This window comes from Plantactinospora sp. ZYX-F-223 (assembly GCF_039649625.1).
Classification (GTDB): domain Bacteria; phylum Actinomycetota; class Actinomycetes; order Mycobacteriales; family Micromonosporaceae; genus Plantactinospora.
Genome location: NZ_JBDJAV010000031.1, coordinates 88,155 through 113,213, shown reverse-complemented (window position 1 = coordinate 113,213; position 25,059 = coordinate 88,155). Strand labels below are relative to the sequence as shown.

General features: G+C 73.0%; 25 protein-coding genes. 9 read left to right on the top strand and 16 right to left on the bottom strand.

What is annotated here, in order from left to right; all coding sequences use genetic code 11:
• The first annotated feature begins 257 nt into the window (after positions 1-257).
• A complete protein-coding gene (locus AAH979_RS28540; protein ID WP_346261209.1) occupies positions 258-1,346 on the top strand; it encodes an S-(hydroxymethyl)mycothiol dehydrogenase in 1,089 nt (362 codons plus the stop codon).
• Complete coding sequence (locus AAH979_RS28535; protein WP_346261208.1) at positions 1,346-1,975, top strand: MBL fold metallo-hydrolase; 630 nt, start codon at positions 1,346-1,348, stop codon at positions 1,973-1,975. Before AAH979_RS28540 ends, AAH979_RS28535 begins: the two co-directional genes overlap by 1 nt.
• A gap of 520 nt (positions 1,976-2,495) precedes the next feature.
• Here AAH979_RS28535 and AAH979_RS28530 read toward each other — a convergent pair.
• The 3 genes from AAH979_RS28530 to AAH979_RS28520 all read right to left on the bottom strand — a co-directional run bounded on the left by AAH979_RS28530 (position 2,496) and on the right by AAH979_RS28520 (position 4,758).
• Complete coding sequence (locus AAH979_RS28530) at positions 2,496-3,782, bottom strand: ArsB/NhaD family transporter (RefSeq protein WP_346261207.1); 1,287 nt, start codon at positions 3,780-3,782, stop codon at positions 2,496-2,498.
• A gap of 91 nt (positions 3,783-3,873) precedes the next feature.
• Complete coding sequence (locus tag AAH979_RS28525; protein ID WP_346261206.1) at positions 3,874-4,332, bottom strand: CBS domain-containing protein; 459 nt, start codon at positions 4,330-4,332, stop codon at positions 3,874-3,876.
• Positions 4,333-4,485: 153 nt separating this feature from the next.
• The gene (locus AAH979_RS28520; RefSeq protein WP_346261205.1) at positions 4,486-4,758 is read right to left on the bottom strand and encodes a hypothetical protein; all 273 of its coding nucleotides are present in this window, start codon (positions 4,756-4,758) and stop codon (positions 4,486-4,488) included.
• Positions 4,759-5,044: 286 nt separating this feature from the next.
• Here AAH979_RS28520 and AAH979_RS28515 point away from each other — a divergent pair, with 286 nt between their 5' ends.
• Both AAH979_RS28515 and AAH979_RS28510 read left to right on the top strand, forming a co-directional pair.
• Positions 5,045-6,097: a sensor histidine kinase gene (locus tag AAH979_RS28515; protein WP_346261204.1), complete on the top strand. Its 1,053-nt coding sequence runs from the start codon at positions 5,045-5,047 to the stop codon at positions 6,095-6,097.
• Positions 6,098-6,099: 2 nt separating this feature from the next.
• Positions 6,100-6,756: a response regulator transcription factor gene (locus AAH979_RS28510; RefSeq protein WP_346261203.1), complete on the top strand. Its 657-nt coding sequence runs from the start codon at positions 6,100-6,102 to the stop codon at positions 6,754-6,756.
• 31 nt (positions 6,757-6,787) lie between these two features.
• On the opposite strand, the gene AAH979_RS28505 is transcribed toward AAH979_RS28510, so the two are convergent.
• Positions 6,788-8,497, bottom strand: a complete 1,710-nt coding sequence (locus AAH979_RS28505; protein ID WP_346261202.1) for a copper resistance protein CopC — start codon at positions 8,495-8,497, stop codon at positions 6,788-6,790.
• 90 nt (positions 8,498-8,587) lie between these two features.
• On the opposite strand from AAH979_RS28505, the gene AAH979_RS28500 reads away from it, so the two are divergent.
• Entirely contained in the window at positions 8,588-10,627 is a 2,040-nt protein-coding gene (locus AAH979_RS28500) for a prolyl oligopeptidase family serine peptidase (RefSeq protein WP_346261201.1), read from the top strand.
• 64 nt (positions 10,628-10,691) lie between these two features.
• On the opposite strand, the gene AAH979_RS28495 is transcribed toward AAH979_RS28500, so the two are convergent.
• The 5 genes from AAH979_RS28495 to AAH979_RS28475 all read right to left on the bottom strand — a co-directional run bounded on the left by AAH979_RS28495 (position 10,692) and on the right by AAH979_RS28475 (position 16,055).
• Positions 10,692-11,654 carry a TIGR04222 domain-containing membrane protein gene (locus AAH979_RS28495; protein WP_346261200.1) on the bottom strand — a complete coding sequence of 321 codons (963 nt, stop codon included), beginning with the start codon at positions 11,652-11,654 and terminating at the stop codon, positions 10,692-10,694.
• Between the two features lie 226 nt (positions 11,655-11,880).
• A complete protein-coding gene (locus tag AAH979_RS28490) occupies positions 11,881-14,082 on the bottom strand; it encodes a hypothetical protein (RefSeq protein ID WP_346261199.1) in 2,202 nt (733 codons plus the stop codon).
• Between the two features lie 182 nt (positions 14,083-14,264).
• A complete protein-coding gene (locus AAH979_RS28485; RefSeq protein ID WP_346261198.1) occupies positions 14,265-14,597 on the bottom strand; it encodes a helix-turn-helix transcriptional regulator in 333 nt (110 codons plus the stop codon).
• A 66-nt stretch (positions 14,598-14,663) separates the two neighbouring features.
• Positions 14,664-15,305: a LysE family translocator gene (locus AAH979_RS28480; protein WP_346261197.1), complete on the bottom strand. Its 642-nt coding sequence runs from the start codon at positions 15,303-15,305 to the stop codon at positions 14,664-14,666.
• A 3-nt stretch (positions 15,306-15,308) separates the two neighbouring features.
• Positions 15,309-16,055, bottom strand: coding sequence for a metallophosphoesterase (locus AAH979_RS28475; protein WP_346261196.1), 747 nt, complete (start codon positions 16,053-16,055; stop codon positions 15,309-15,311).
• A 303-nt stretch (positions 16,056-16,358) separates the two neighbouring features.
• Between AAH979_RS28475 and AAH979_RS28470 the strand changes: the two genes are divergently transcribed.
• Positions 16,359-16,706 carry a hypothetical protein gene (locus AAH979_RS28470; protein WP_346261195.1) on the top strand — a complete coding sequence of 116 codons (348 nt, stop codon included), beginning with the start codon at positions 16,359-16,361 and terminating at the stop codon, positions 16,704-16,706.
• Between the two features lie 3 nt (positions 16,707-16,709).
• Here AAH979_RS28470 and AAH979_RS28465 read toward each other — a convergent pair whose 3' ends face one another.
• The 5 genes from AAH979_RS28465 to AAH979_RS28445 all read right to left on the bottom strand — a co-directional run bounded on the left by AAH979_RS28465 (position 16,710) and on the right by AAH979_RS28445 (position 20,750).
• Positions 16,710-17,735, bottom strand: coding sequence for a BTAD domain-containing putative transcriptional regulator (locus AAH979_RS28465; RefSeq protein WP_346261194.1), 1,026 nt, complete (start codon positions 17,733-17,735; stop codon positions 16,710-16,712).
• 329 nt (positions 17,736-18,064) lie between these two features.
• Positions 18,065-18,526: a tetratricopeptide repeat protein gene (locus AAH979_RS28460; protein WP_346261193.1), complete on the bottom strand. Its 462-nt coding sequence runs from the start codon at positions 18,524-18,526 to the stop codon at positions 18,065-18,067.
• Positions 18,527-18,612: 86 nt separating this feature from the next.
• Positions 18,613-18,837: a DUF397 domain-containing protein gene (locus AAH979_RS28455; protein ID WP_346261192.1), complete on the bottom strand. Its 225-nt coding sequence runs from the start codon at positions 18,835-18,837 to the stop codon at positions 18,613-18,615.
• Between the two features lie 130 nt (positions 18,838-18,967).
• Positions 18,968-19,951, bottom strand: coding sequence for a hypothetical protein (locus AAH979_RS28450; protein ID WP_346261191.1), 984 nt, complete (start codon positions 19,949-19,951; stop codon positions 18,968-18,970).
• 202 nt (positions 19,952-20,153) lie between these two features.
• The gene (locus AAH979_RS28445; protein WP_346261190.1) at positions 20,154-20,750 is read right to left on the bottom strand and encodes a TetR family transcriptional regulator; all 597 of its coding nucleotides are present in this window, start codon (positions 20,748-20,750) and stop codon (positions 20,154-20,156) included.
• Positions 20,751-20,892: 142 nt separating this feature from the next.
• On the opposite strand from AAH979_RS28445, the gene AAH979_RS28440 reads away from it, so the two are divergent.
• On the top strand, positions 20,893-21,462 hold the full coding sequence (locus tag AAH979_RS28440; protein WP_346261189.1) for a dihydrofolate reductase family protein: 570 nt from the start codon (positions 20,893-20,895) through the stop codon (positions 21,460-21,462).
• A 52-nt stretch (positions 21,463-21,514) separates the two neighbouring features.
• Positions 21,515-22,021, top strand: coding sequence for a GNAT family N-acetyltransferase (locus AAH979_RS28435; protein ID WP_346261188.1), 507 nt, complete (start codon positions 21,515-21,517; stop codon positions 22,019-22,021).
• Between the two features lie 166 nt (positions 22,022-22,187).
• On the opposite strand, the gene AAH979_RS28430 is transcribed toward AAH979_RS28435, so the two are convergent.
• On the bottom strand, positions 22,188-23,144 hold the full coding sequence (locus AAH979_RS28430) for a L,D-transpeptidase (RefSeq protein ID WP_346261187.1): 957 nt from the start codon (positions 23,142-23,144) through the stop codon (positions 22,188-22,190).
• 150 nt (positions 23,145-23,294) lie between these two features.
• On the opposite strand from AAH979_RS28430, the gene AAH979_RS28425 reads away from it, so the two are divergent.
• Positions 23,295-23,705, top strand: coding sequence for a VOC family protein (locus tag AAH979_RS28425; RefSeq protein WP_346261186.1), 411 nt, complete (start codon positions 23,295-23,297; stop codon positions 23,703-23,705).
• Between the two features lie 101 nt (positions 23,706-23,806).
• Here AAH979_RS28425 and AAH979_RS28420 read toward each other — a convergent pair whose 3' ends face one another.
• On the bottom strand, positions 23,807-24,931 hold the full coding sequence (locus tag AAH979_RS28420; protein WP_346261214.1) for a MerR family transcriptional regulator: 1,125 nt from the start codon (positions 24,929-24,931) through the stop codon (positions 23,807-23,809).
• Positions 24,932-25,059: the final 128 nt, after the last annotated feature.

Sequence of the window (25,059 nt, the reverse complement as noted above, 5' to 3'; positions counted from 1 at the left end):
GGTGACGGACGGGACGACAGACCCGGAGCGTCCGACTGCGGCGGCGCGTCGAATGTCCGCCGTCCCGGCCGGTGCGTACGGCGTCCCGGCCTGCCAGACTTCCTGGTGCGCTCCGCCCGTCCCCGGTCCGGCGCCGTGCTCCGGCCTCCCGCCCGCCGCGCCATCGGTGCCGTTCCGCATGCGGGTGAGCCGCGCCAGCGAAGGGGACGGCCGTGACATGCTACGGCGGATCGGGATCGAGATCTTGAGGAGGCAGCGTGAGCCAGGAAGTACGCGGGGTCATCGCCAGGGCCAAGGGTGCGCCGGTCGAGGTGACCACCATCGTCGTACCGGATCCCGGGCCGGGTGAGGCCGTGGTGCGGGTGCAGGCGTGCGGCGTCTGCCACACCGACCTGCACTACCGCGAGGGCGGCATCAACGACGACTTCCCGTTCCTGCTCGGACACGAGGCCGCCGGGATCGTGGAGCAGGTCGGCGCCGGGGTGACCGACGTCGCCCCGGGCGACTTCGTGGTGCTCAACTGGCGGGCTGTCTGCGGCAACTGTCGGGCCTGTCGGCGCGGCAAGCCGTGGTACTGCTTCGCCACCCACAACGCCAAGCAGAAGATGACCCTGACCGATGGCACGGAACTCTCCCCGGCGCTGGGCATCGGCGCGTTCGTGGAGAAGACCCTGGTACACGCCGGGCAGTGCACCAAGGTCGACCCGGCGGCCCGGCCGGCCGCCGTCGGGCTGCTCGGCTGCGGCGTGATGGCCGGACTCGGCGCGGCGGTGAACACCGGCGGCGTCACCCGGGGCGACTCGGTCGCGGTCATCGGCTGCGGTGGAGTCGGCGACGGCGCGGTGGCCGGCGCGGCGCTGGCCGGCGCGACCACGATCATCGCGGTCGACACCGACCCGCGGAAGCTGGAGTGGGCCAGGGGATTCGGCGCGACGCACACCGTCAACGCCCGGGAAACCGACCCGGTGGAGGCGATCCGGGAACTGACCGGCGGGCACGGCGCGGACGTGGTGATCGAGGCGGTCGGCCGGCCGGAGACCTGGAAGCAGGCGTTCTACGCCCGTGACCTGGCCGGTACCGTCGTGCTGGTCGGGGTACCCACCCCGGAGATGAAGGTGCCCGACCTGCCGCTGCTCGACGTCTTCGGCCGGGGCGGCGCGCTCAAGTCGAGCTGGTACGGCGACTGCCTGCCGGACCGGGATTTCCCGATGCTGACCTCGCTCTACCTCCAGGGGCGGCTGGACCTGGACGCGTTCGTCACCGAGGAGATCGCCCTCGACCAGGTCGAGGACGCGTTCGACAAGATGCACCACGGCGACGTGCTGCGGTCGGTGGTGATCTTCTGATGGCGGCCCGCATCGACCACGCGGTCACCTCGGGTACCTTCTCGCTCGACGGCCAGACCTTCGATGTGGACAACAACGTCTGGGTGGTCGGCGACGACACCGAGTGCGTGGTGATCGACGCGCCGCACGACGTGGACAGGATCCTGGCCGTGGTCGGCGACCGGCGGGTGCTCGCGATCCTGGCCACGCACGCGCACGACGACCACGTACGGGTCGCGCCGGCGTTGGCCGAGGCGACCGGTGCCCAGGTGCTGCTGCACCCGGCGGACCGGGTGCTCTGGGACATGGTGCACCCGGAGGTACCGCCGGGCGGGGAGCTGCGGGACGGGCAGTCGATCGAGGTGGCCGGCAGCACGCTGGAGGTCCTGCACACCCCTGGCCACAGCCCGGGGGCCTGCTCGCTGTACGCGCCCGCGCTCGGCGCGGTCTTCACCGGCGACACCCTGTTCCAGGGCGGCCCCGGAGCGACCGGGCGGTCGTTCAGCGACTTCGGCACGATCGTCGAGTCGATCAGGCGGCGGCTGTTGAGCCTGCCGCCGGAGACGGTGGTGCACACCGGGCACGGTGCGAGCACCACCATCGGCGCCGAGGCGCCGCACCTCGACGAGTGGCTGGCCCGGGGGCACTGACCCGCCGCCCGCCGCGCACACCGTCGCCGCCCCGGCTGTCGCCGCCAGGCACGCTCGCCGGGCCACCACCGCTCGGTGGCCCGGCCGACCGCGGCATGTCTTCCGCGCACTGTCGAGCTGCCCGGTCCGTGCACCCACCGACCACGGCACCGGTCGGCCGGGGGTCGCCCGGGGCCTCGTCTCCGATCTTCCGGCGCCGGTGGGACAGACCGAAGCGCTGCGGAGACCGGGTCCGTCCCGGGAACGGCGCCGATGATCGACTGGGCGCACAGACGGGGCAGCTCTACAGTGCCGAGCACGGACACCGCCCGGCAGGCGGGGCTCGGCGGCGCGGGTACGGCTGACAGTTGTCATGGTCAGGTCGTGACGCGCGGGCCGGCCCGTCCAACCCTGCCGCCGGCAGCATTGCGGGTATGCCGACAACCATCCCAACGGTCGAACTGACCGACCTCACCAAGTCGTACGGCGCGCCGATCGCACGATGTTCCTCAACCATCAGCGGAGGGCACGGCCGGCACCGTCACATGAAGTACCGCAGCCAGACGTAGAGCCAGGCGAGCAGGGTACTCATGATCGTGACGATGATGCCGTATCGGGTGAACTGCCAGAACGAGATCCGGTGACCGGTCCGGGCGGCGATGCCGATCGCCACCACGTTGGCGCTGGCGGCGACCGCGGTGCCGTTGCCGCCGAAATCCGCGCCGAGGGCGAAGGCCCACCAGAGCGCCTGCCCGGTCCCCGGGTCGGGCGCCTCGGCGACCAGCCCCTCGACCACCGGCGCCATGGTGGCGACATACGGGATGTTGTCGAAGAACGCCCCCAGCACCGCCGAGCCGAAGAGCAACGCGGTCGCGGCGGCGAAGAAGTCGCCGTCCACCTGGTCGATCACCCACTCGCCGAAGGTGGCGATCACACCGGTGTGCACCAGGCCGGAGACCATCACGAACAGCCCCATGAAGAAGACCAGGGTGGGCCACTCGACCTCCGCGAGCACATCGGAGACGTCCATCCTGGACACCAGCAGCATCACCCCGGCGCCGACCATCGCCACCACGGACGGGTCGATGTGCAGCACCGAGTGCAGCCCGAAGCCGACCACCACCAGGCCGAGCACGACGAGGCAGCGGACCAGCAGCCGTACGTCGGTGATCGCCCGCCGCTCCTGCAACGCCAGCACCGCCTCGACGTGCTCGGGGTTGTACCGGAACGACCTGCGGAACAGCACCCGGGTGAAGAGTACGAAGACCGCGAAGATCACCACGACCGGCGGCGCCATGTGCACCAGGAAGTCCCCGAAGGTCAGCCCGGCGCGGCTGCCGATGATGATGTTGGGCGGGTCGCCGATCAGGGTCGCCGCGCCGCCGATGTTGGAGGCCAGCACCTCGGCGATCAGGTAGGGCTGCGCCGGGATGTGCAGCCGGTTGCAGACCACCACCGTCACCGGGGCGACCAGCATGATGGTCGTGACGTTGTCCAGGAACGGCGAGGCGATGGCGGTGATCAGCATCAGCATCACCATCAGCCGGTACGGCCGGCCGGACGACCTCTTGGCGGCCCAGATCGCCAGGTAGTCGAAGGCGCCGGTCTGCTTCAGTACGCCGACGATGATCATCATCCCGAGCAGCAGGAAGATGACCTTCCAGTCGATCCCCTCGTGCTCGGAGAAATAGACCTCGGCCCCCGGCGCGAAGCCGAACACCAGCATCGCGGCGGCGGCGATCAGCACCACCTTGACCTTGTCCGCCTTCTCGCTGGCGATGAAGAAGAACGCCACCACGAAGATGACGAGCGCGGCGATGGCGCTCATCGGGCGCACCCCGGTCGAGTCGTGCTGCCTGGCGGCGCGCTGCCGGGGTGGCCGGCCGCCGCACGACGCGCGGCGGCCGGCCGGGCCGGGGTCAGACGTCCGGTTCGGCCACCGCGAACTCGGCGAGTACCCGGTCCAGGGTGATCGCCCCGACGAGTACCCCGGCGCCGTCGACCACTCCCACCAGCGGGCTGCGCTGCCGAGCCATCAGTGCGGCGACCTCCAGCAGCGTTCCGGAAAGGCCCACGGTCGTCACCCGGGGCGGCTCCCGGTGCAGGCAGTCGCCCACGGTCAGGTTGCCCAACTCCTCCCAGAAGAGGTCGGCGTGCGCCTCGTCGATGGTCCGGGCCAGCACCGGATCCTCCCGGTAGGCGTCCGGCACCGCCATCCGGAGCACCTGGGTGCCGGGGAGCACGGTCTTCGGCCGGCCCCGGTCGTCCACCACGATCATGCCCGGCAGCCGGCGCAGCGCCATCAGCCGGACTGCCCGGGCCACCGAGTCCCGGACGGTCACCGTCGGTACCACCACGGCGATCTGCTGCGCCTGCATTCCACCATCTCCCCGGGCGCGGGCCGGCGTCGGCCGTCGCGCCGCGACGGTCGGACCTGAGGGACTCTTGGACAACGTAACCTCCCGGTGGCGACGGGTTCTCCCGGCGGCAGGGAGCCTGGCCGGCGAGGCGGCCGCGTGGGCGTACCGCGGTCACGCGGATCCGCCGTGCAGGTTGGCGAGGCGGCGCTCCAGGCTGGCCAGCCGGTCGGCCATCGGCGTGCTGTGCAGCACCTCGGCGATCTGGTCGGCCTCGTCGTGGTCCAGCGGAATCCGCTGCACCGGTACGTCCGGGTCGTCCGGCCCGTACAGCAGCAGGGACCGAAGGCCGCTCTGGTCCAGCAGTACGCCGAACCGCTGCCCGCCCCGGGTCAGGAAGTGGTGTACGACGCCGACGCCGGGAACGGTGGTCCGGGTGATGTCCACTGTGGCCTCGCTCGGGGTAGGGGCGGCGGGGCGGCACCCCCGTACGCCGGCCGGTGCTCGGGGCGTAGTCGCAGGGTTCGGGTGCCGGTTCCGGTCTCGGTCGCGGGTTGGCCGCCGGTTCCGGTACCAAGAATTCGGGACAGCGCGCCGCCCGACCATCGGGTCCGACACCCATCTCCGGTGGGGTGGAGCATGCAGGTGACCTGGGGTGGTGTCGGTCGGCCCCGGTCGAGGTGGGTGTCCGACCAGATGGACAAACCGGCAGCTCCCGGGCGAGGCTGGCAGGGTGACCGAGACCGCTGACCGGGCAGCCGTGCCCGGACCGGACGCACCGGGGCGAACCGGCGCTTCCGGCCGCCCCGGTCGTCGCACCCCGGCCCGGGCGCTGTTCCGCCGGCTGTTCCTGCTGAACGGCCTGGTCTTCACGGTCGGCACGCTGGTGCTCGCGCTCTCCCCGGCCACCGTCTCGTCGCCGGTGCTGCTGACCGAGATCCCGGTGCTGACCGTCGGCCTGGCGCTGATCCTGGCGGTGAACGCCCTGCTGCTCCGGGCCAGTCTGGCCCCGCTCGACGCGCTGACCACGCTGATGCGCCGGGTCGACCTGCTGCGCACCGGGGACCGGCTGGTGGACGCCGGCAACGGCGACCTGACCAACCTGATCGAGACCTTCAACGCGATGCTCGACCGGCTGGAGGCGGAACGCAGCGCCAGCAGCGCGCACGCGCTCGCCGCCCAGGAGGGGGAGCGGCAGCGGATCGCCCGGGAACTGCACGACGAGATCGGGCAGAGCCTCACGGTGGTGCTGCTCGGGCTCAAGCGGGCGGTGGACCGGGCCCCGGCCGAGCTGCGCGAGGAGTTGCACGCGGTGCAGGAGACGCTGCGGGAAAGCCTCGACGACGTGGGGCGGGTGGCCCGGCGGCTCCGGCCGGACGTACTGACCGACCTCGGGCTGCTCAGCGCACTCAACGCGTTAGCCACGGAGTTTTCACAGGTCAGCGGGGTACCGGTGGTGCGACGATCGACGCCGGACCTGCCGGCGCTGAGCGCGGAGAAGGAGCTGGTGATCTACCGGATCGCCCAGGAGAGCCTGACCAACGTGGCCCGGCACGCCCGGGCCGGCCGGGTCGAGCTGTCGCTGCGGGCCGGGGCCGGCGCGGTGGTGCTGCGGGTCGCCGACGACGGCCTCGGCGAGGTACGCCAGGAGGGCGCCGGCATCCGGGGGATGCGGGAGCGGGCACTGCTGATCGGCGCCCGGCTGACCATCACCGCCGCACCCGGCGCCGGCACCGAGGTCCGGCTGACCGTGCCCGCCGCCGGGCCGGCGGAGAGGGGAGCGTGAGCATGCCCGCGACCGAGACCCGGATCCTGCTGGCCGACGACCACGCGCTGGTCCGCCGGGGCCTGCGGCTGATCCTCGACGCCGAGCCCGACCTGCGGGTGGTCGCCGAGGCGGCCGACGGGGCCGAGGCGGTGGAGGCGGTCCGGCGGACCGAGATCGACCTGGTCGTCCTGGACATCGCCATGCCGAGGATGACCGGCCTCCAGGCGGCCCGGGAGATCTCCCGGCGGGCGCCCGGGGTACGCATCCTGATGCTCTCGATGCACGACAACGAGCAGTACTTCTTCGAGGCGCTCCGGGCCGGAGCCTCCGGCTACGTGCTCAAGTCGGTGGCCGACCGGGACCTGCTGGAGGCGTGCCGGGCGGCGATGCGCGGCGAGCCGTTCCTCTATCCCGGTGCGATCACCGCGCTGATCCGTGACTACCTGCACCGGGCCCGGCAGGGCGAGAAGCTGCCGGAGAGCATCCTGACGCCCCGGGAGGAGGAGGTCATCAAGCTGATCGCCGAGGGCAACTCGGCGAAGGAGATCGCCGAGGCGCTGGTGATCAGCGTGAAGACGGTCGACCGGCACCGGGCCAACATCCTGGCCAAACTCGGCATGCGGGACCGGATCGACCTCACCCGGTACGCCATCCGGGCCGGCCTGGTCGAGCCCTGAGCCCGCCGCCCCCCGTCTCAGCGCACCCGTCTCAGCGCACCCGTACGACGGTCCGCACGGTGGCCTGGTCGATCTCCGAGGTGCGTACCGTGAACCGCAGTTCCCAGTCGCCGGGGATCGGGAAGCTCACCGCCCCGACCGCGTGGTGCGGCTCGATGCCCAGCATCGGGGTGTCGGTCGGCTCGACACCCTGCGCCGGCAGCGCGGCGGTCAGCGTCCACTCCACCGCCGGCAGCGGCTTGCCGTCCGGGGTGTAGACGTAGGCGTGCACGGTGTTGTTCGGCCCGAGCTGCACCGGATAGATGTCGAACTGGAGGGTGTAGAGCGGTGAGCTGAGCGTCTGGGCGAAGGTGTCCGAGGCGGCGATCTCGGCCTCGATCCCGGCGTTGCGCCCCGGGGTGGTCTGCACCAGTACCGCGCTGACCCCGAGCACCACCAGGCCGACCAGCACCTCCAGGCCGACCGTCCGGCGCAACCGCCGCCGCGCGGTCCGGGTGCTGTCGGGCGGGGGGCCGGGTGTGCCGGTCGCCCGGCCGCGGACCAGGCGGCGGGCGTACCCGGCGGCGCCGAGCAGCAGCGCCAGCAGCGCCACCTTGGCCAGTACCAGCCGTCCGTAGCCGGTGCCGAAGAGTGCGCCCGGTGCGCCGATCTCGATCACCGCCTGCACCAGCCCACCGGCGACCAGCCAGAGCACCGCGATGCTCGCCCAGCGGGACCAGACCGGCAGGACGACCGCCAGCACCCGGGGATGGGCGGCGCGCAGCGGGAAGCAGACCAGCGTCACCAGCCCGCCGAGCCAGACCGACATCGCGGCCAGGTGTACGACGCCGGCGATCCCGCTGGCCAGCGGGGTGGGCGAGGCGGCGGCGTGCCCGGCCAGCGGCCAGGTGGCCAGCCCGGCCAGCCCGAGCGCGACCAGCAGCCCGGCCCGGACCCGACCGGCCCGACCGGCCAGCACCGGCGGCAGCAGGGCGGCGACCAGTGCCACGATGCCCAGCCTGGCGGCGAGCGCCAGCCCGAAGTCCGAGTCGAGCACCTGCCGCAGCTCGGGACCGGAGACGTCCAGCAGCCCGGCGCCGCTGGTGTAGGGCGCCTGTGCCCAGAACCCGGCCAGGGTGCCGGCCGCGACCAGCAGCAGACCGGCCCGGACCAGCCGGACGGCGCCCCGGCGGGGCAGCCGGCGTGGCCAGAGCAGCCCGAGCAGCAGCGTCGGACCGATCAGCAGGACGAGTCCGGCGTACCCGAGGTATCTGGTCGCCGGCACCGCGAGCCGCACGTCGGGGCGTACCGTCTCGTCGGCCGGCTCGGGCGGGGTGGCCGAGGCGGCGCCGACCGCGAAGGTGTAGCTGCCGGCGACCGGATGGCTGTCGGCGGAGATCACCCGGTAGCTGACCAGGTACGTCCCGAGCGGCCGGTCGGCGACCCGGATCGGGATCCGCAGCGTGGCGTCCCGGACGGTGGCCTCCGCGCTGTTGATCCGCTTGCCGTCCGGGGCCAGCACCTGCGCCCGGCCGGGCACCAGGGTCACCGGTTCGCTGAAGGTGATCGTGACCTCGGTCGGTGAGAAGCCGAGTACGGCCTGCTGCTGCGGCACCGTGCCGACCACCGCGGCGTGCGCCGCCGCCGGTCTCGCCGGGCCGAGCAGCACCGCCACCGCGCCGAACAGCAGCACCGCCAGTACGCCGCGCCCCAGCACGGTCAGCCGAGCCAGCGGTACGGGTTGGAGCCGAGAACGTCCCACCTCAGTTAGATCGTTTTCCGGCGCCGGGAAGTTCAATCCGCCTTCTGACTGAGCGGGAACTCTGTTCACGTTCTGTGGTAGGAACCCTGCGTGTCCCCGGATCTCGACGACGAATTCCGCTGGCTCGAGGCGCTCTCGGACGCCGAGGTGACCGCCTGGGTACGGGCCCGCAACGCGGAGACCTGCGACGCGCTGGCCGACGACCCGTTGTTCGGCACGCTGAACGCGGAGCTGCGCCAGGTGCTGGACGCCGCGGACCGGGTGCCGTTCGTGCATTGGGACGCAACCTACCTCTACAACCTCTGGAAGGACGAGGCCCACCCCCGGGGGCTGTGGCGGCGTACCACCCTCGACGAGTACCGCCGGGCGGAGCCGAGCTGGGAGCTGCTGCTCGACCTGGACGCGCTGGCCGCCGACGAGGGCGAGCCGTGGACGTGGCAGGGCGCGATCGTGCAGCGGCCCGGGCACCGGCGCTGCCTGATCCGGCTGGCCCGGGGCGGCTCGGACGCGAGCGTGGTCCGCGAGTTCGACCTGGCGACCCGGGACTTCGTCCCCGACGGCTTCACCCTGCCCGAGGCGAAGAGCGACGTCGGCTGGATCGACGCCGACCACATCTACGTCGGCACCGACTTCGGCCCCGGGTCGCTGACCGCCTCCGGCTATCCCCGGATCGTCAAGCGCTGGCGCCGGGGCACGCCACTGGAGCAGGCCGCCGTGGTCTACCAGGGCCGGGACGACGACGTCTCGGTGTACGCGGTGCACGACCCGACCCCAGGATTCGTCCGTGACTTCCTCGGCCGCCGGCTGGACTTCTTCCGGCGGGAGGAGTTCCTGCGCACCGTCGACGGCGAACTGGTCCGGATCGACGTGCCGGAGGACGCCGAGACCGACGTACACCGGGAGTGGCTGCTGATCGCGCTCCGCTCGGACTGGACGGTGGCCGACCGGACGTACCCCGCGGGAACCGTGCTGGTCACCCGGCTGGACCGGTTCCTGGCCGGTGAGCGCGACCTGACCGTGGTCTTCGCGCCCGGTCCGGACAGCGCGCCCGGCCGGCACGCCTGGACCCGGGGGCACCTGATCCTGAGCAGCCTGGTCGACGTGCGGAGCCGGGCCGAGGTCTTCACGCCCGGCGAGGACGGCTGGCACCGGCGGCCGCTGCTGGAGACCGCCGCCCCGGGCGAGGAGCGGCACGTCGTCATCGTCGACACCAACCCGGAGCACAGCGACGAGTACCTGCTGGCCAGCACCGGCTTCCTGGCACCGACCGCGCTGCACTACGGCACGGTCGGCGGACCGGCCGAGACGCTGAAGCGGGATCCGGCGTTCTTCGACCCGGCCGGGATGGCGGTCCGGCAACTGCACGCCCGGTCCGCCGACGGGACCCGGGTGCCGTACTTCCTGGTCGGACCGGCGGGGGAGCCGACCGGGCCGACCCTGCTGACCGGGTACGGCGGCTTCGAGATGGCCTGGACGCCGAGCTACAGCGGGATCATCGGCCGGGGCTGGCTGGCCAGGGGCGGCAATTACGTGGTCGCCAACATCCGGGGCGGTGGCGAGTACGGCCCGCGCTGGCACCGGGCGGCGCTGCGGGAGAACCGGCTCCGGGCGTACGAGGACTTCGCCGCCGTGGCGACCGACCTGGTCGACCGCGGCATCACCGTGCCGGCGCGGCTCGGCATCGAGGGCGGCAGCAACGGCGGGCTGCTCATGGGGGTGATGCTGACCCGGTTTCCGGAGCTGTTCGGCGCGGTGGTGGCCCGGGTGCCGCTCTTCGACATGCGCCGCTACCACCTGCTGCTGGCCGGCGCCTCCTGGATGGCCGAGTACGGCGACCCGGACGACGAGGCGGACTGGGCGTTCCTGCGCGAGTACTCGCCCTACCACAACGTCCGGCCGGGGCGGTCGTATCCGCCGGTCCTGCTCGTCACGTCGTCCCGGGACGACCGGGTGCATCCGGGACATGCCCGCAAGATGGCCGCCCGGATGCGCGGGTACGGCTACGACGTCTCCTACTACGAGAACATCGAGGGCGGGCACGGCGCGGCAGCCGACAACGCGCAACTGGCCTTCAAGTGGGCGCTGATGCTGCGCTTCCTCTGGCGCCGGCTCACCGGAGCCCTGCCCTGACCCGCCCGGCCGGACAGGGCCCGCACCCCGGCGGCCGGCTTGTGCGGTCGATCAGCACAGCGGATCAGCCGCCTCCGCCGCCCCCGCAACCGCCGCCGCCCCCGCAGCTACTTCCACCGCCGCCGCCCCCGCAACTGTGCCCGCCACCGCTGTCGGAGCCGTACCCGCCCACGCTGCACGCGTAGCCGCCGCTGCCACCGCCCGACCCGCCAGCCGAGGCGACCCCGAGCCGTTGCTGGATCTCGGCCTCGGCGGCGAACTCCGGGTCCGCCGCCCAGAGCGCCGCCGGGCCGAAGAGCGCGACCGACATCGCCGCGCCGGTCGGGCCGTAGGTGCTCCAGGCCGGCTGCTGGGACGGGGCCAGATGGGCGTGTTCGGTGCGCAGGGTGGCCAGCGCCCAGTTGCCGGCCCGGGTCCGCACCGGCGGCCGGCGTGCCAGTAGCACGGTGGCCGCGCCCAGCCCGACCAGGACGAGTACCAGCGGCAGCCAGAGCGCGCCGGTCGCGGCCTCGGCGAACAACCGGAGCACGCCGAACAGCAGCACGCAGACCAGCAACCAGGTCGAGCCGCGCAGCGCCTGGCGGGCCTCGCCGCCCGGCATCAGCCCGGCCTCCTCCAGCTCCTTACGCAGCCGGTACAGCTCCGCCGAGACGCCCGAGTCGTACGTCAGCTCCCGTGGACGCCGTCGCTGCCCCGCGAACCGGTAGATCGCCGCCTCCAGACCGCTCGCCCCGGCCGGCCGGTCCCCGGCGATCTCCAGATACCGGTCCGGGGCGGGACCGATCGCCACCGCACCGGCGTTGCGCAACGCGGCCAGGGCCGTGTAGATCGCCAGCCGCCCGCCGCCGTTCAGGTACGCGACCTGGTCGGCGGTCAGCGTCGAGGTGCGGACGCTCTCCGGCCCGGCAAGGATCTGCCGGCGCCGTACGGCCGCGTGGCCGAAGGCCACCACCGCCAGGAGGAGATAGCCCGACAGGAAGGTCGACGCGCTGATTCCCCAGGTCACGTTGCTCGGATCAAGAGTCATGGCCCTGTCCCCGTCCACTTAGGCCGAACGTTCTTAGATTGTGCGGCCGGCGTGGCGGAGTAGTGCCGCTGATCACTGTTTCTTGACCGAAGCTTGCGGATCGGGCGTGCGGAAGGTCCGCACTCGTCCGGAAGGGACCGTCTCGGTCAGCCGCGTACGAGGGGGCAGGTGAAGTCGACGCTGAACTCGACCTCCTGGCCGGTGGTGGCCCGTCTGGCCGTACCGCTCAGCCCATCCGCGCATCCACCCTCCCGGGGTCCGTTTCCGCGTGGCCCCCTTCGTCGTCGTCGGGCGGGTTCGGGCCGGGTGCAGGAATCGTTCGGCTCGGTGGGCCCGGCGCCACCCGGGTGGCGAGCACTACAGCCAGCAGGGCGGCGAGCAGCACCGCACCGGTCAGGTAGGGCAGCCCGTCGACCGGCCGACCGTAGTCCGCGGCACGCAGCAACGGCTCGCCGAGCAGCGGTGCGAGGGCGAGCTGCGCGTACGCCGACGGCAGGCCGAGCAGCACCGCGCCGGCGCCGAGGGCCGCCCACCGCCAGGCGGCTCCGGGGCGCCGCCGGAGGACCATGGTGGCGAGCGCGACGGTCAGCAGGGCCGGTCCGAGCGCAACGGCGAAGCCGACCTCGCCGGTGGCGCCGCCGCTGAGGGCACCGAGGGCGGCCATCAGCAGCGCCGGCACGCCGACCAGGGGAGCGGCGACCGCGACCGGCAGCCGGTTCTCGCGTACGGCGAGCGCGGTCGTCCCGGCCAGCACCGCGAACGCGGCGGCGGTGAGTGCGGTCCCGATCGGGTACCCCGGCGGGGTCAGCTCGCCCGGCCAGCTCGCCCGGAACAGCAGCGCCGGAGCACACCAGGCGGCCACCGCGGCCACCCAGGCGAGCCGCCGCCGTACGACGTGCTCCGGAACCGCCGCCCGGTCACCCTGTCCGGTCCGGCGGGCGAGGGCGCCGCCGAGCCACCAGCCGAGCGACAGCACCGCCACGCCGACGCCGAAGACCGCGGGTAGCAGACCCGGCCGGGCGAGGTCGGCGGCGTCGAGTACCGAGTCGACGGCGAGCAGCAGCGCGGCGGTACACAGCCCGGGCAGCAGTACCGCGCCACGGGCGGCGGCCACCACCAGCAGCCCGAGTACGGCGAGCACGACCCCGGCCTCGCGCAACTCCTGGGCCCACAGGTGCAGCTCCCAGCTCTGCACCTCGTCGACCGCCGCCACCTCGGAGAGCCCCGGCGTGAGGATCGTCGCCGCGTACGCCCACAGGCCCAGCCCGACCGCCGCGACCGCCACCCCGAAGCGGCGGAGCACCGCACCGGCCCGGCTCCAGCCCGACCGGCGGCCGATCGGCGTCCGGACGCTCGGCGAGCCGACTGCGGTTGCCGGATCGGCGGCGTCGGCTGCGCTGGCCGGGTCCGCTGCGTCGGCCGTCGGAACGGGCCGCCGGGTCCGGGCCGCCGCCATGCCGTAGCAGAGCACGAACGCGGTGCAGGCGAGCAGCGGGCGCAGGGTGTTCGCGACGATCACCACGACCATCTCCGACGCCACGTAGCCCTGCTCGACCCGGCCGAACCGGATCCCGCTGCCGTGCGGGTCCAGCAGGCTGAGCGGGAACCACCACGGTGCGGTACCGAAATCCAGGTTCTCCGCCACCGCCGCGTGCCGGCCGGCGGCCACCGCGACCAGTTCGAGCGCGAGCAGCCCGCCCCCGACGGCGAGCAGTGACGCCACCCGGCGGCGTCCACGATGGACGAGCCGGGCGGCCGCCCCGGCGAGCGGTGCGACGAGTACGCCCCAGAGCAGCAGCGCCGGTATCGGCTCGGAGGTCAGCACGGTGACGCCCGGCTGCGGTTCCGGAGTGGAGTGTGCGACCAGGTGCAGGGCCACCGCCCCGGCGGCCATCAGCAGCGGGGCCAGCACCGCCGGGCCGGCCGCGCCGAGCCGGCTGTGCCGCGCCTGGTCCACCGGCAGCCGTCGGCCCAGCCACCCGCCGAGCCAACCGGCGACTGCGGCCCCGGTCGCGAGACCCGCGACCGAGGCGACGTTGCCGGCCCAGTCGATGCCGCCGGACGGGCCGGCGCCGCCCGGGTATCCCCGGGTCAGCATCAACACGGTCGTGCCCACCATCTCGAGGACACCGATCAGCACCTGGCAGAACAGCACCGCGCCGAGCAGCGCCAGCAGCGGTTGCAGGGCCCTGCCGGCACTGGGCAGCACCTCCCGCCAGCCACGCGGTACGCCGTGTCCGTCCTCGGCCGGCGGCGAGCCGGCGAGGCTGACCGCGAACCGCAGTTGCCGGACGGCCCGGCCCAGTGGGCCGGCACCCGGATCGGCGCGGATCGCCGCCAGCTCGGCGCGCCACTCCGGCAGCATCCGCAACTCGGCGGGCCACCGCCGTGCGGCGATCCGGAGCAGGACGTCGGCGATTGCCGGCACGCCCCTGCCCCCGGTCGGGGTTTCGCCCGGGTCGGTTGGCCGCTGTCCGCCGGTCTCCGGCTCGTTTGCGCCGGTCGGGGATTCGCCCGGGTCGGTTGGCCGCTGTGCGCCGGTCTCCGGTTCGTCTGCGCCGGCTGGCCGCTGTGCGCCGGTCTCCGGCTCGCCCGGGTCGGCTGGCCGGTTCATGCCGGTCTCGGTTTCGGGCTGGCCGGCCGGGCGGTGCCGCCGAGCTGCTGGTGCAGCAGCGCCAGTTCGGTGCGGGCCCGGGCCAGACCGTCCGGGGTGAGCCGGTAGTAGCGCCGCGCGGGCCGGCCCGCCTCGACCGGGTCGATCTCCTCCCAGGCCGAGTCGACCCAACCGGCCCGTTGCAGCCGGACCAGGATCGGATAAAGGGTGCCGCTGGGCAGCCCGGTCGCGCCCATCAGGTCCAGGCCGTAGCGGTCTGTCGTCGCATCTTCGAGAAACGCGGCGAGCACCCGCGCCACGGCGGTGGTCACCCGCACCTCACTACCCATGCTCGGAACTCTACATAGGGCGGCGCGTGGTGTCACGGTCAGCCGCGAGCGCCGGGCGGCGCGGTCTCAGCTCACCGCCGTACGGACGCCGAGGCCGACCAGGATCGCACCGGTCGCCCGGTCGAGCGCCCGGCGGACCCGTACGGTGCGCAGCAGTCGGGCGGCCGCGCCCGAGATCGCGGTCCAGCCGGCGAGCCAGCAGCCGGCCATTACCGCGTGCGCCGTGCCGAGTACCAGCATCGGGACGAGCACCGGACCGTCGACGTCGAGGAACTGCGGGGCGAGGGTCAGGTAGACCGCCGCCGCCTTCGGGTTGAGCACGTTGCCGAGAAACCCCTGGAGGTACGGATGGTGCCCGCGCCACGGCAGCCGCCGAGCCCGGGGCGCCGACGGCCCGGCCACCGTGCTCGATGGACGGCGGAGGGTCGCCGACCAGAGCAGCCACAGTCCGAGGCCGACCAGGTAGCCGGCCCCGAGCAGCTTGACCAGCAGAAACGCCTGTGACGAGCGGAGCACCAGCGCGGCCAGCCCGACGGCGGCGAGGACGGCGTGCACGTAGAGGCCGGTGAGGGTACCCAGGATCACCCACCAGCCCTGTCGGCGCCCGCCGGCGGCGACCCGCGAGACGACCAGGGTCAGGCTGGTGCCCGGGGTCGCGGTGATCGGCGCGACGGCGGCCAGGAAGCCGAGTACGGCGATGCCGTGCACGGCTCAGACCACCACCCGGTAGTGCGTGGTCAGCAGCCCCGCGTCGTCGTAGACGTGGAACGCCACCCCGGGCGGCTGGGCCAGGTCGACCAGCGGCCCGTCGCCCTCCCACGGCAGCCGGAGCGTGGAGACGACCCCGGGGGCGATCCGGAGCGGCCGGCCGGCGAAGGTGCTCGCGGCGGAGGTGTGGAAGTGCCCGGTCAGCACCGCGACGACCTGCGGATGGGTGCCGAGCAGTTCGGCCAGCGGCTCGGCCGGCAGCAGGCGCATCGGGTCGATCACCGGATGGTGCAGGGCGACCGGTGGGTGGTGGAAGGCGACGAAGACCGGCGCCCCGGCCGGCGTCGAGCCCAGTTCGTCGGCGAGCCAGCCCATGGTCTCCGCGTCGAGGTGCCCGTCGTCCCGGCCGGGCACCGACGAGTCGGCGAGCAGGAAGACGGCACCGGCCACGTCGTGCCGGCTGTTGATCGGGCCGGTCCCGCCGCGCGCGTCGCCGAGCAGACCCTTCCGGTACGCGTCCCGCACGTCGTGGTTGCCGGGGCAGGTCAGCACGGGCAGCGGCGAGGCGAGGAGCTTCGCGGCGGTCTCGTATTCGGCCACCTCGCCGTGGTCGGCGATGTCCCCGGTGACCAGGATCGCGTCGACCGGTCGGGGCAGGGCGTGCAGGTAGTCCATCACCCGGGCGGTCCGCTCGGCCGACCGGGGGGAGCTGTCGAGATGTGTGTCGCTGAGGTGGGCGATGACGAGCACTGGCGTCCCCCTGATGCTTGCTCGCGTCTTGACCATTAGGAAGCTACCAACTCCGGGCGGCGGACCGGACGAACTGACGCCCGGCCCTGCCGTCCGGTGGCCCTGCTGTCCGTCGGCACTTCCGGCGGCGTGCCGGGTTCTGCCGGTTCTGCCGGTCTCCGCTGCGGTGCGGCCCGGGTCCGCCCAGGCCAGGCGCGGTGGGCCGGAGCCGGCGCGGCGCACGTCCCGCTACCGGAGGTACGCCCTGCGCCGGCCCATAGCGTTGCGGGGGTACCGCACACCCCGGGCGATGGGAGCAGGAAGATGCGTCGGATCCTCGCCGTACTGGCCGCGGCAGTCATCGGAGCCGCACTGGTCGCGCCACCGGCGCCGGCTCAGGCGGCACCCGGTGATCAGCGCTGGTCCTGTGGCAGCGTGCCGGCCGGCTGGGTCGTGCTGGCGTACGCCGGGATCTGCGACCCGAGCACCCGGGCCAGCTATCTCTTCGTGCAGCAGGCGGAGGGAATGCCCGCCGGCTCGTCCCTGACGGTGTGCCAGTTCTCGCCCATCCCGGGCGGCTGGCGGATCGTCTACGGACCCGTGCACGTGAGCAGTTGCGTCGTCAACTGGGGCAGTTCCTCGCCCAACGCGTACGTGATCTCGAACTCCTGACCGTCACGCCGGGCGGCCGTCGGCACCGGGTACCTGCTGGCGCAGCACCCGCAGATGCGCCGCCCGGAGTTCGGCGCCGGGCAGTACCCCGAGTTCGTCGGCGAGCCGTTCGCGCAACTGGCCGAAGAGCCGCAGCGCGCTCGCCTGTTGTCCGGTGCCCGCCAGGGCGAGCATCAGCCGGGCGTGCAGCCCTTCGTGCAACTGTTCTACCTCGGCGACCTGGGCGAGCGGCGTGGTCACCCGACCGGCGGCGCTGGTGGAGAAGGCCAGGTCGGCCAGGGTCAGCACGCAGTCCAACCGGTGCCGGGACAGGGCCGTCGCGGCGGGATGCCGGAGCAGCCCAGGCCCGCAGCCGGCCAGCAACGGTCCGCGCCAGCAGGCCAGCCCGGCGGAGAAGAGCTCGACCGCCCGGTCCAGTTGGCCCCGGCGGTGCGCCCGGGTGGCCCGCTCGGCCAGGGCCCGGAAGCGTCCCGCGTCGACCCGGTCGGCCGGCAACGCGAGTCGGTACCCGTGGCGGTCGCGGACGATGACCGGGGTGGCCGGGCCGGCGTACGCGGCGCCGACGAGCCGGCGCACCCTCGTCAGGTACGTCTGGATCAGGCCGCGGCAGCTACGCGGCGGACGATCCCACAGCACGTCGACGATGTCCGAGATCGGCACCGGCTGGTCCGGTTGGACGGCGAGCAGACCGAGCAGGAGCTGGTGCTTCAACGGCCCCACGTCGACCGGCCGGTCGCCGTGCCGGATCCGCAGCGGACCCAGCACGTCGATCCGGAGCGACCGGTCCGGCCTGGTCGGCCGGCCAGCGATGGTGGACCGGAGTCGGGCCTGCTCGGCGGCGGAGAGGTCGAGGGCGGCGGCCAGCCGGGTCAGCACCCGGTGCTGCGGCTGCGTCACCCGGTCGTGCTCCAGATCGCGTACGGTCCGTACGCCCACTCCGGCCCGGGTCGCCAGAGCGGCCTGGGTCAACCCGGCCCGGGTCCGGTATCCCCGGACCAACACGCCGAACGTGCCAGACTCTTCGCTCACCGGACCGACCCAACCTCAGCGGTAGACGTAGATGTCGATCTATCGACTCCGGCGAGACTGCCAGGTGGGACTGGACGCCGACTGGAACCTTGCTGGACCGGGATCGGCGGCAGGCGGGGGCCAGGGTGCTCGGCGGGCGACCGGGCTCGCCGAGCGGGTGATGCTGTGGTCGTACGCCCTCTGGCTCTGCATCGGGGCGATCGGCCTGCGTCGAACGGGTTCGCCGGAACGGGTGCTCCGGTCGGAGCGGTTCGGGCTGGGGCGAGGCAGCCGCGACGACGAGCGTCCCGGTGTGGGGGCGGGCAGGATGTCTCTTCGGCAGCGCGTGCCTACTCGGAGGTCAGCAGCCGCGCCAGCCGGTCCAGGCCGCCCTTGATGAGCTGTGCGTACTCGTCATCGCCAAGCGCGCCGATCCCCGCCTGCGCACGCTGGAGGTGCTCGCGGGCACGGCCGAGGTCGCCGAGCTTGCGATAGCACTCACCCAGGTTGAGGTGCAATGACGGATACAAACCGGCCACCGGCAGCATCACCCCAGCCTCCGCTACCCGGGCATCGGTGAGCAGGTCGGCCGCCGCCAGCGCTCGCTGATCCCAGACCAGCTCCTGGTGGATGTCGTCCTGCACATCGGCCATCGCGTGCGCGAGGACGCAAACGTGCAGAGGATCGCCCCGCTCCCCGCCGATCTCGTCCCAGATCTGTGCGAACAAGTCGCGAGCAGCCTCAGGTTGGCCTTGATGATGATGCAACTGCACCCCTTCGTTGATGCGGGCGAGCGTTGCATCGGTGATCATCGGCTGCTCCTATACGGCTGATCTCGCGACGATGGTACGGCGAGCGCCCCGGCCGGTATGGCGGGGCGCTGGCCGTGTCGAAATGATCAAGCAGGAGTGTGGAAGTCGAACTCGCCGTCCTTGACTCCGGCGACGAAGGCGTCCCACTCGGCTCGGGTGTAGACGATGGTCGCCGCGTCCGGTGCCTTGCTGTGCCGCAGCGCCACCCGCCCCGACCCGTCGAGTACCGGTCCCGCCTCCACGCAACTGCCACCGCCGTCCGAGCTTCGGCTACTGATGCGCCAAGCCACCGGCGGCAGGCTCTCACTCATGTCGCCTCCGCCGCGATCGTTGCGATCAACTGCGCCGACTCGCGTGGACCGAGCGCGGCCTCCCGAAGGCTTGGGCATCGCTGGCGCCGATCGAGGTGCGTGGCTCCGGCATTCCGTCAGCGGAGGGCGGTCACTGCTGGAAGTTACCCGGGCCGAGAACCTGCCAGGTCGGCGTCGTCGGGTTGGCGATCGACCGGAACGGCACGGTGTAGCTGAACGCCTGCTTGGTGGAGCGCTTGATGGTCCAGAGCTTCGACCGGGTGCCCGCGTGCTCCCAGGCGATGCCCTGGCCCTCCACGCCCGGCAGGGTGACCGTGCCGACCCACTCCAGTTCGGAGCCGGCGGACGGCAGCCGCAGCACGTACGCCTCGCCGAGGTCGTGGCCGGTCAGCCAGAGCCGGCCGTCCGGCCCCCAGGAGCCACCGGAGTTGCTCATCGGCGTGAACCGGTCGAGGATCGGCTTCGGGATCGTCCACGCCTCGACGACCTGGAACCTGTCGTCCAACTTGACCACCTGGGTGTTGTACGTCTCCCCGTACGGCTCGGTCCCGCCGTCGGCGATCTCGTCGTAGTTGGCGAACCCGGCCCACCACGCTCCGTCGTGCCGGTCCAGCCAGGTCAGCGAACCCCGGAAGATCCCGAAGCTGTACGTCTCGACGTGCCGCATCGTCCTCGTGTCGAAGACCTCGATCGAGCTTTCCATCGGCGACTCGTCGTAGTTGGAGTGCGCGGCGTAGAGCCGGTTGCCGACCACCACACCGCTGTCCAGGTGGATGATCGGGCCGCCGGAGTTCGAGGCGAACTGGAGCAGCGGCCGGCCGGTCGCCTTGTCGTGCTTGGTGATGCTGCGGTTGTCGACCACGTAGAAGTACCGGTCGTCGACGGCGACGCCCTGGTGGGCGTCGAAGGCGTCGTAGCTGCGGGTCAGGGTGGCCGAGAGGACCGGCGGCTCGGCGGCGGCCACCGCCGGCTTCGGTGCGGGCGCGGGGGCGACGACGGCCGGCGTGGACGCCTGGGCGGGCACGAGGCCGGCGGCCAGGGCGACCGCGCCGGCGGCGACCGAGGCGCCGAGTCCGGCGGCGATCCGGGTACGGGTCGGCATGATCTCCTCCATCGGGATTCGGGTACGTCCCGGGTCGCGTGGACCGGCCGAGGACGAGCGTCGTGCCCTCGTCAGTCGTCGTTCTGCCCGACCCGTCGGCGTACCGTCCGACCCTCTCCGGCCAACCGCTCGGCGGGCGGAACCGGATCCGGCGACCCGGTGAACTGATCATGAAGGCGGGCGGGCCGCCGACCTGTTCAGGGCGCGGGTGGCGTCAGGACGACGGGGCGGTCGGGGTCTCCGGCGGCAGGATCCGGTCGACCATCTCCGTGATCAGTTGGTCGAGCGGAAACGGCGCCAGCACCTCGGGCACGGTGAGTTCGTCGACCAGCAACCCGCTCATCGCGAGATAGAGCAGCAGCGGCGTGGTCCGGTCGCCGGGCAGTTCGGCGCCGAGATGGAACTCGATGCTGTCCTGGAGGTTCGCGCTGAACACCTCGGTCAGCGCGGCCTGGAGTTCGGGGCGCCGGGTGGCCTCCAGCCGGAGTTCGAGCATGGCGAGGTAGCTGCTCGGGTCCCGGCGCATCCGGCCGAGCAGGTCCTGCATCAGCCGGGTGACCAGGGCACGGTCCCGGGGCGCCCGCATCGTCTCGGCCACCTCGGCCTCGACCGGGGTGAGGCGTTCCCGGGTCCGCTGCGTCACCTGGCCCAGCAGATCCTGCCGGTTGGCGAAGTAGTTCGAGGTGGTGCCGGTGGGCACCCCCGCCTCCGCGTCGACGGCCCGGAAGGTCAGCCCGCGCGAGCCGTCGCGGGCGAGTACCTCGATCGCGGCGTCGAGCAGCGCCGTCCGTCGGGCCGGGTTCTGTCGCATGGAGCCTCCTCGCTCTCTCCGGAGGCGCGGCACCCCCGTTGACACCACTGCAAGTGTAGTACTACATTCAGACCACTCCACCTGAAGTACTCCAACGGGAGTGGTCAGCGGAGGAACCCCTTTCCAGCAGTCGAGGAGACAGATGCGAAAGCTCGTGTACTACGTCGCCAGCACCGTCGACGGTTACCTGGCCGGTCCCGGCGGGGAGTACGACTTCTTCCCGATCGACCCGGACCTGACGGCGGTGATGAACGAGAAACAGCCCGAGACCGTCCCCACGGGCCTGCGGGCGGTGTTCGGGCTGACCGACGCGCCGAACCGGCGGTTCGACACCGTCCTGATGGGTCGGCACAGCTACGAACCCGCCCTGCGGGAGGGCATCACCAGCCCGTACGCCCACCTCCGGCAGTACGTCTTCTCCCGCACCCTGACCGGATCGGACCCGACGGTGGAGATCGTCGACTCCGATCCGGTGGCCCTGGTCCGGGAGCTGAAGCAGACCGCCGGACTGGACATCTGGCTCTGCGGCGGCGGCCGCCTGGCCGGCACCCTGCTGCCGGAGATCGACGAGCTGATCGTCAAGCGTTATCCGCTGGTCATCGGCGCGGGCATCCCGCTCTTCGGCGGGGCCTTCCAGCCGGTCCCGTTCACCGTCACCGACACCCGGACCTTCGCCTCCGGCGCGGCCCTCGTCACCTACAGCCGGACGTGACCCCGGGCGGAAATCGCTGGCCGCCCGCTGGCCGGGCCGGGAGGATGACCCGATGCGGATCCGACCGGCCCGTCAGCCGGACCTGCCCGGGCTGCGGGACATCGAGCGGGCCGCCGGACGGGCCTTCCGGGACATCGGGATGCCGGAGATCGCCGACGACGAACCACCCTCCGTCGCGGAGCTGGCCCGGCATCAGCGCGCCGGCCTGGCCTGGGTCGCGGTCGACGCCGACGACCTGCCGGTCGGCTATCTGGTCGCCGAGCCGGTGGACGGCAACCTGCACGTCGAACAGGTCTCGGTGCACCCCCGGGCCGCCCGCCGGGGCGTGGGCCGGCGACTGATCGCGCACCTCGCCGCGCACGCGGCGGCCAGTGGCGTACCGGCGCTGACCCTGACCACCTTCACCGACGTGCCGTGGAACGCCCCGTACTACTCCCGGTGCGGATTTGTCGTCCTCGACGAGCGGGAGTTGAGCCCCGGGCTGGCCGCGATCCGGGCCCGCGAGGCGGCACACGGGCTGGACCGGTGGCCCCGGGTCTGCATGCGCCGCGACCTGTAGCCCGGATCGGCGGGCCAGAGCACCCCGCCGGTTGCTCGGACCACCTCGGCCGGGGGCAGCGACCCGCGCCCACCGAGGGGCGGCCGGCTCAGATCCTCTCGACCTGAGCGTGGGCGGGCGGGCCGATCGGCCGGAGGGCCAGCCCGGTCGGTATCGCCCGAAGCGGTCAGCGGGCCACCACGGGGACCGGGCCGGGGCCGGCGAGCCGCTCGGGAGCGGAGAACCGGTCGAGCACCAGCAGTTCGGTGCCGGCGGACATCTCGGCGAGCAGCAGTTCCTGTGCCTTCCGGGCTATCCGGATGCAGCCGTTGCTGTTGTCGCGGCCGAGCTGGCGGGCGTTGTACCAGGCGTGCAGGCCGATGTGCGCGCCGCGCAGCCCGGACGGTACCGAATTCGGTTCGTCGGGTACGGCGCCGAGCGCGAAGACCTCGGTGTCCGCGTACACCCGGCCGGGCAGGGTCGACCGGCCGAGGATGAATGTCCTGCCCAGCGGGGTCGGCGTGGCCGAGGTGCCGACACTGACCGGCCAGGACCGGACCAGCCGGTCGTCCCGATACCAGTACAGCCGGTGCGTCTGCCGGACCACCACGAGCAGGTCGCGCAGCTCCGCGGTGCTCCACGGCCCGGGCGGCACCCAGGCGATGGTCCGGTTCGCCGACGGAAGCAGCACGGCGGCCCAGCCCGCTCGGCGCGCCACGATCGGCATGGTCACCGGCACCCCGCTGATGGCAGGCGCGAGGAAGGCCCGGGGCCGGCCGCCCGGTGCGTCGTACGCGGCGACCCGGCGGATCGGCCGGAGGCCCTCGCTGAGCCGTACCGTCGACATCGGAGTCGGGTCCTCGGGAAAGCCGCCCGGGGCGGGGCGGTAGTCGATCACCGGCAGGTGCGCCGGGGGCGGCGCCGCGGGCAGCGTCGGCTCGGTGCTCGGTGGCGTGCCCGGGGCGACCGGGGTCGGCAGGTGTTGGTCCGCCGCCCGTGGCCGGTCGACCGTCCTCGGTGGCCCGGGCGCGTCGTTGACCACCACCATCGCCAGCACGAGCATCCCGCCGAGTACGACCAGCGCGGCACCGGCCCGGCGGCGTGCCCGCCCCGAGGCTATCTGGGTGAAGCGGACAAAAGCCATCCAACTACTGTAGGTGATCAACTCTTCCCGGCCGGTCATTCGGGCTGTTCCGGGTATCACGTGTGCGGTCGCGGCAGCGGTCGGCGGTAGTCGGCGATGCACGGGCGCCTGCGGAGCGTCAGTGGGCCGGCCGCGTGCCAGACTGGGGTCATGACTGAGCCGTCTCCGGTCCGGCAACTCCGGCTGGTGGTCACGACCGACGACTACGACCAGGCCCTCCGGTTCTACCGTGACGTGCTGGGCCTGCCGGAGCGGGCCGCCTTCTCCTCGCCGGACGGCCGGGTCACGATCCTGGAGGCCGGCCGGGCCACTCTGGAGATCACCGATCCGGGACACGCCGAGTACATCGACGAGGTCGAGGTGGGCCGCCGGGTCGCCGGGCACATCCGGGTCGCCTTCGAGGTCGACGACGCCCCGGCGGTCACCGCGACCCTGGCCGATGCGGGTGCGACGGTGATCGCCGAGCCGACACGTACGCCCTGGAACTCGTTGAACTCGCGGCTGGCGGCGCCCGCTCACCTGCAACTGACCCTCTTCACCGAGCTGGGCGAGGACGCCTGACCCAGGAGGACCGCCGAGCCAAGCGGACCAACTGAGCCAAGCGGACCAACTGAGCCAAGCGGACCGATTGAGCCAAGAGGAGCGACCGAGCCGAGGGGCGCTCAGATCCGCACCGGCATCAGGATGGAGAAGGCCCTGTCGTCGTCGAGCCGGCGTACCGCCAGCGGGCGGATCGGCCCGTCGAGTTCGAGGACCAGTTGGCCCGCCCCGACCGCGTCCAGGGCGTCGAGCAGGAACTCGCGGTCGACTCCGACCCGTACCACCGGATCGGTCGGTGCGGTCGGGGTGTCGGCGGGGGAGACGGTCAGCCGGTTCGTGTCGTCGACCGCGAGGACGCTGACCGCGCAGCGGGCGCCGTCGTCCGCCCGTACCACCATCCGGGTCTCGGCGGCGGTCAGCCGCTCGCGCAACCCGGCCACGTCGACGGTCACCCGGCGGCGGTCCGGCCCGCCGGTCGCGGTGCGCAGCAACCGGCGGTAGTCCGGAAACTCGTGCTCCATCGGGGTACCGGTGACCCGTCGGTCCCGCACCCGCAGGCTGACGGCGGCGGAGTCGAGGGTGAGGGTCGCCGGCCAGCCGCCGGTCAGCAGCGCCCGGGCCGCGTCGACGAACGCGACCGGCACGGTCAACCGGGTCATCCCGGATGCCGCCCCGCCGCCACTCAGGTTGTCCGGGTCGGCGCAGACCTCGGAGACGGCCATCCGGTACCGGTCGGTGGCGACCAGCCGGAGCACGTCCCGGTCGAACTCGAAGTGCACGCCGCCGAGCATCGGCAGCCCGGGATCCGCCCCGACCGCGAACCGGACGGCGTCGACCGCCGCCGCCAGTTCCCGTCCGGGTACGGTCAGCCGGACCTCCGGCTCGGCCGACGGTTCGGCGGCGGCGCAGAGTACCCGGAGCCGGGCCACCTCCCGGCGGGCGTCGGCGAGCCCCTCCTCCAGCCGGCGCAGGTGCGCGTCCAGTAGCCGTGCCACGGCGGCCGGATCCGAGCCGCGCAGCTCCAGTGCCCGGGTGATCTCGGCCAGCGGCATCCCGATCCGGCGCAGGCCGGCCAGCAGCCGGGCGGCCGGTAGCTGCCGCTGCGCGTACCGGCGGTAACCGGTGCCGGGGTCCACCGACGCGGGTGCCAGCACGCCGGCACCGTCGTAGAAGCGCAGCGCGCTGATGCTCAGGCCGCTCGCCCGGGCCATCTCGCCGATGCCGAGAAGCCGGCCACCCCCGTCCATGAGCAGGCATTCTGCCCCCTCGACCGGGTCGAGGGTCAACCCGCCGAGTCCGGCCCGCCCGGCGCATCGTGCGGTGGTAGGGGAGAAGGGATATGTATCTACATTCATCTATTCGGCGCTAGTGTGCT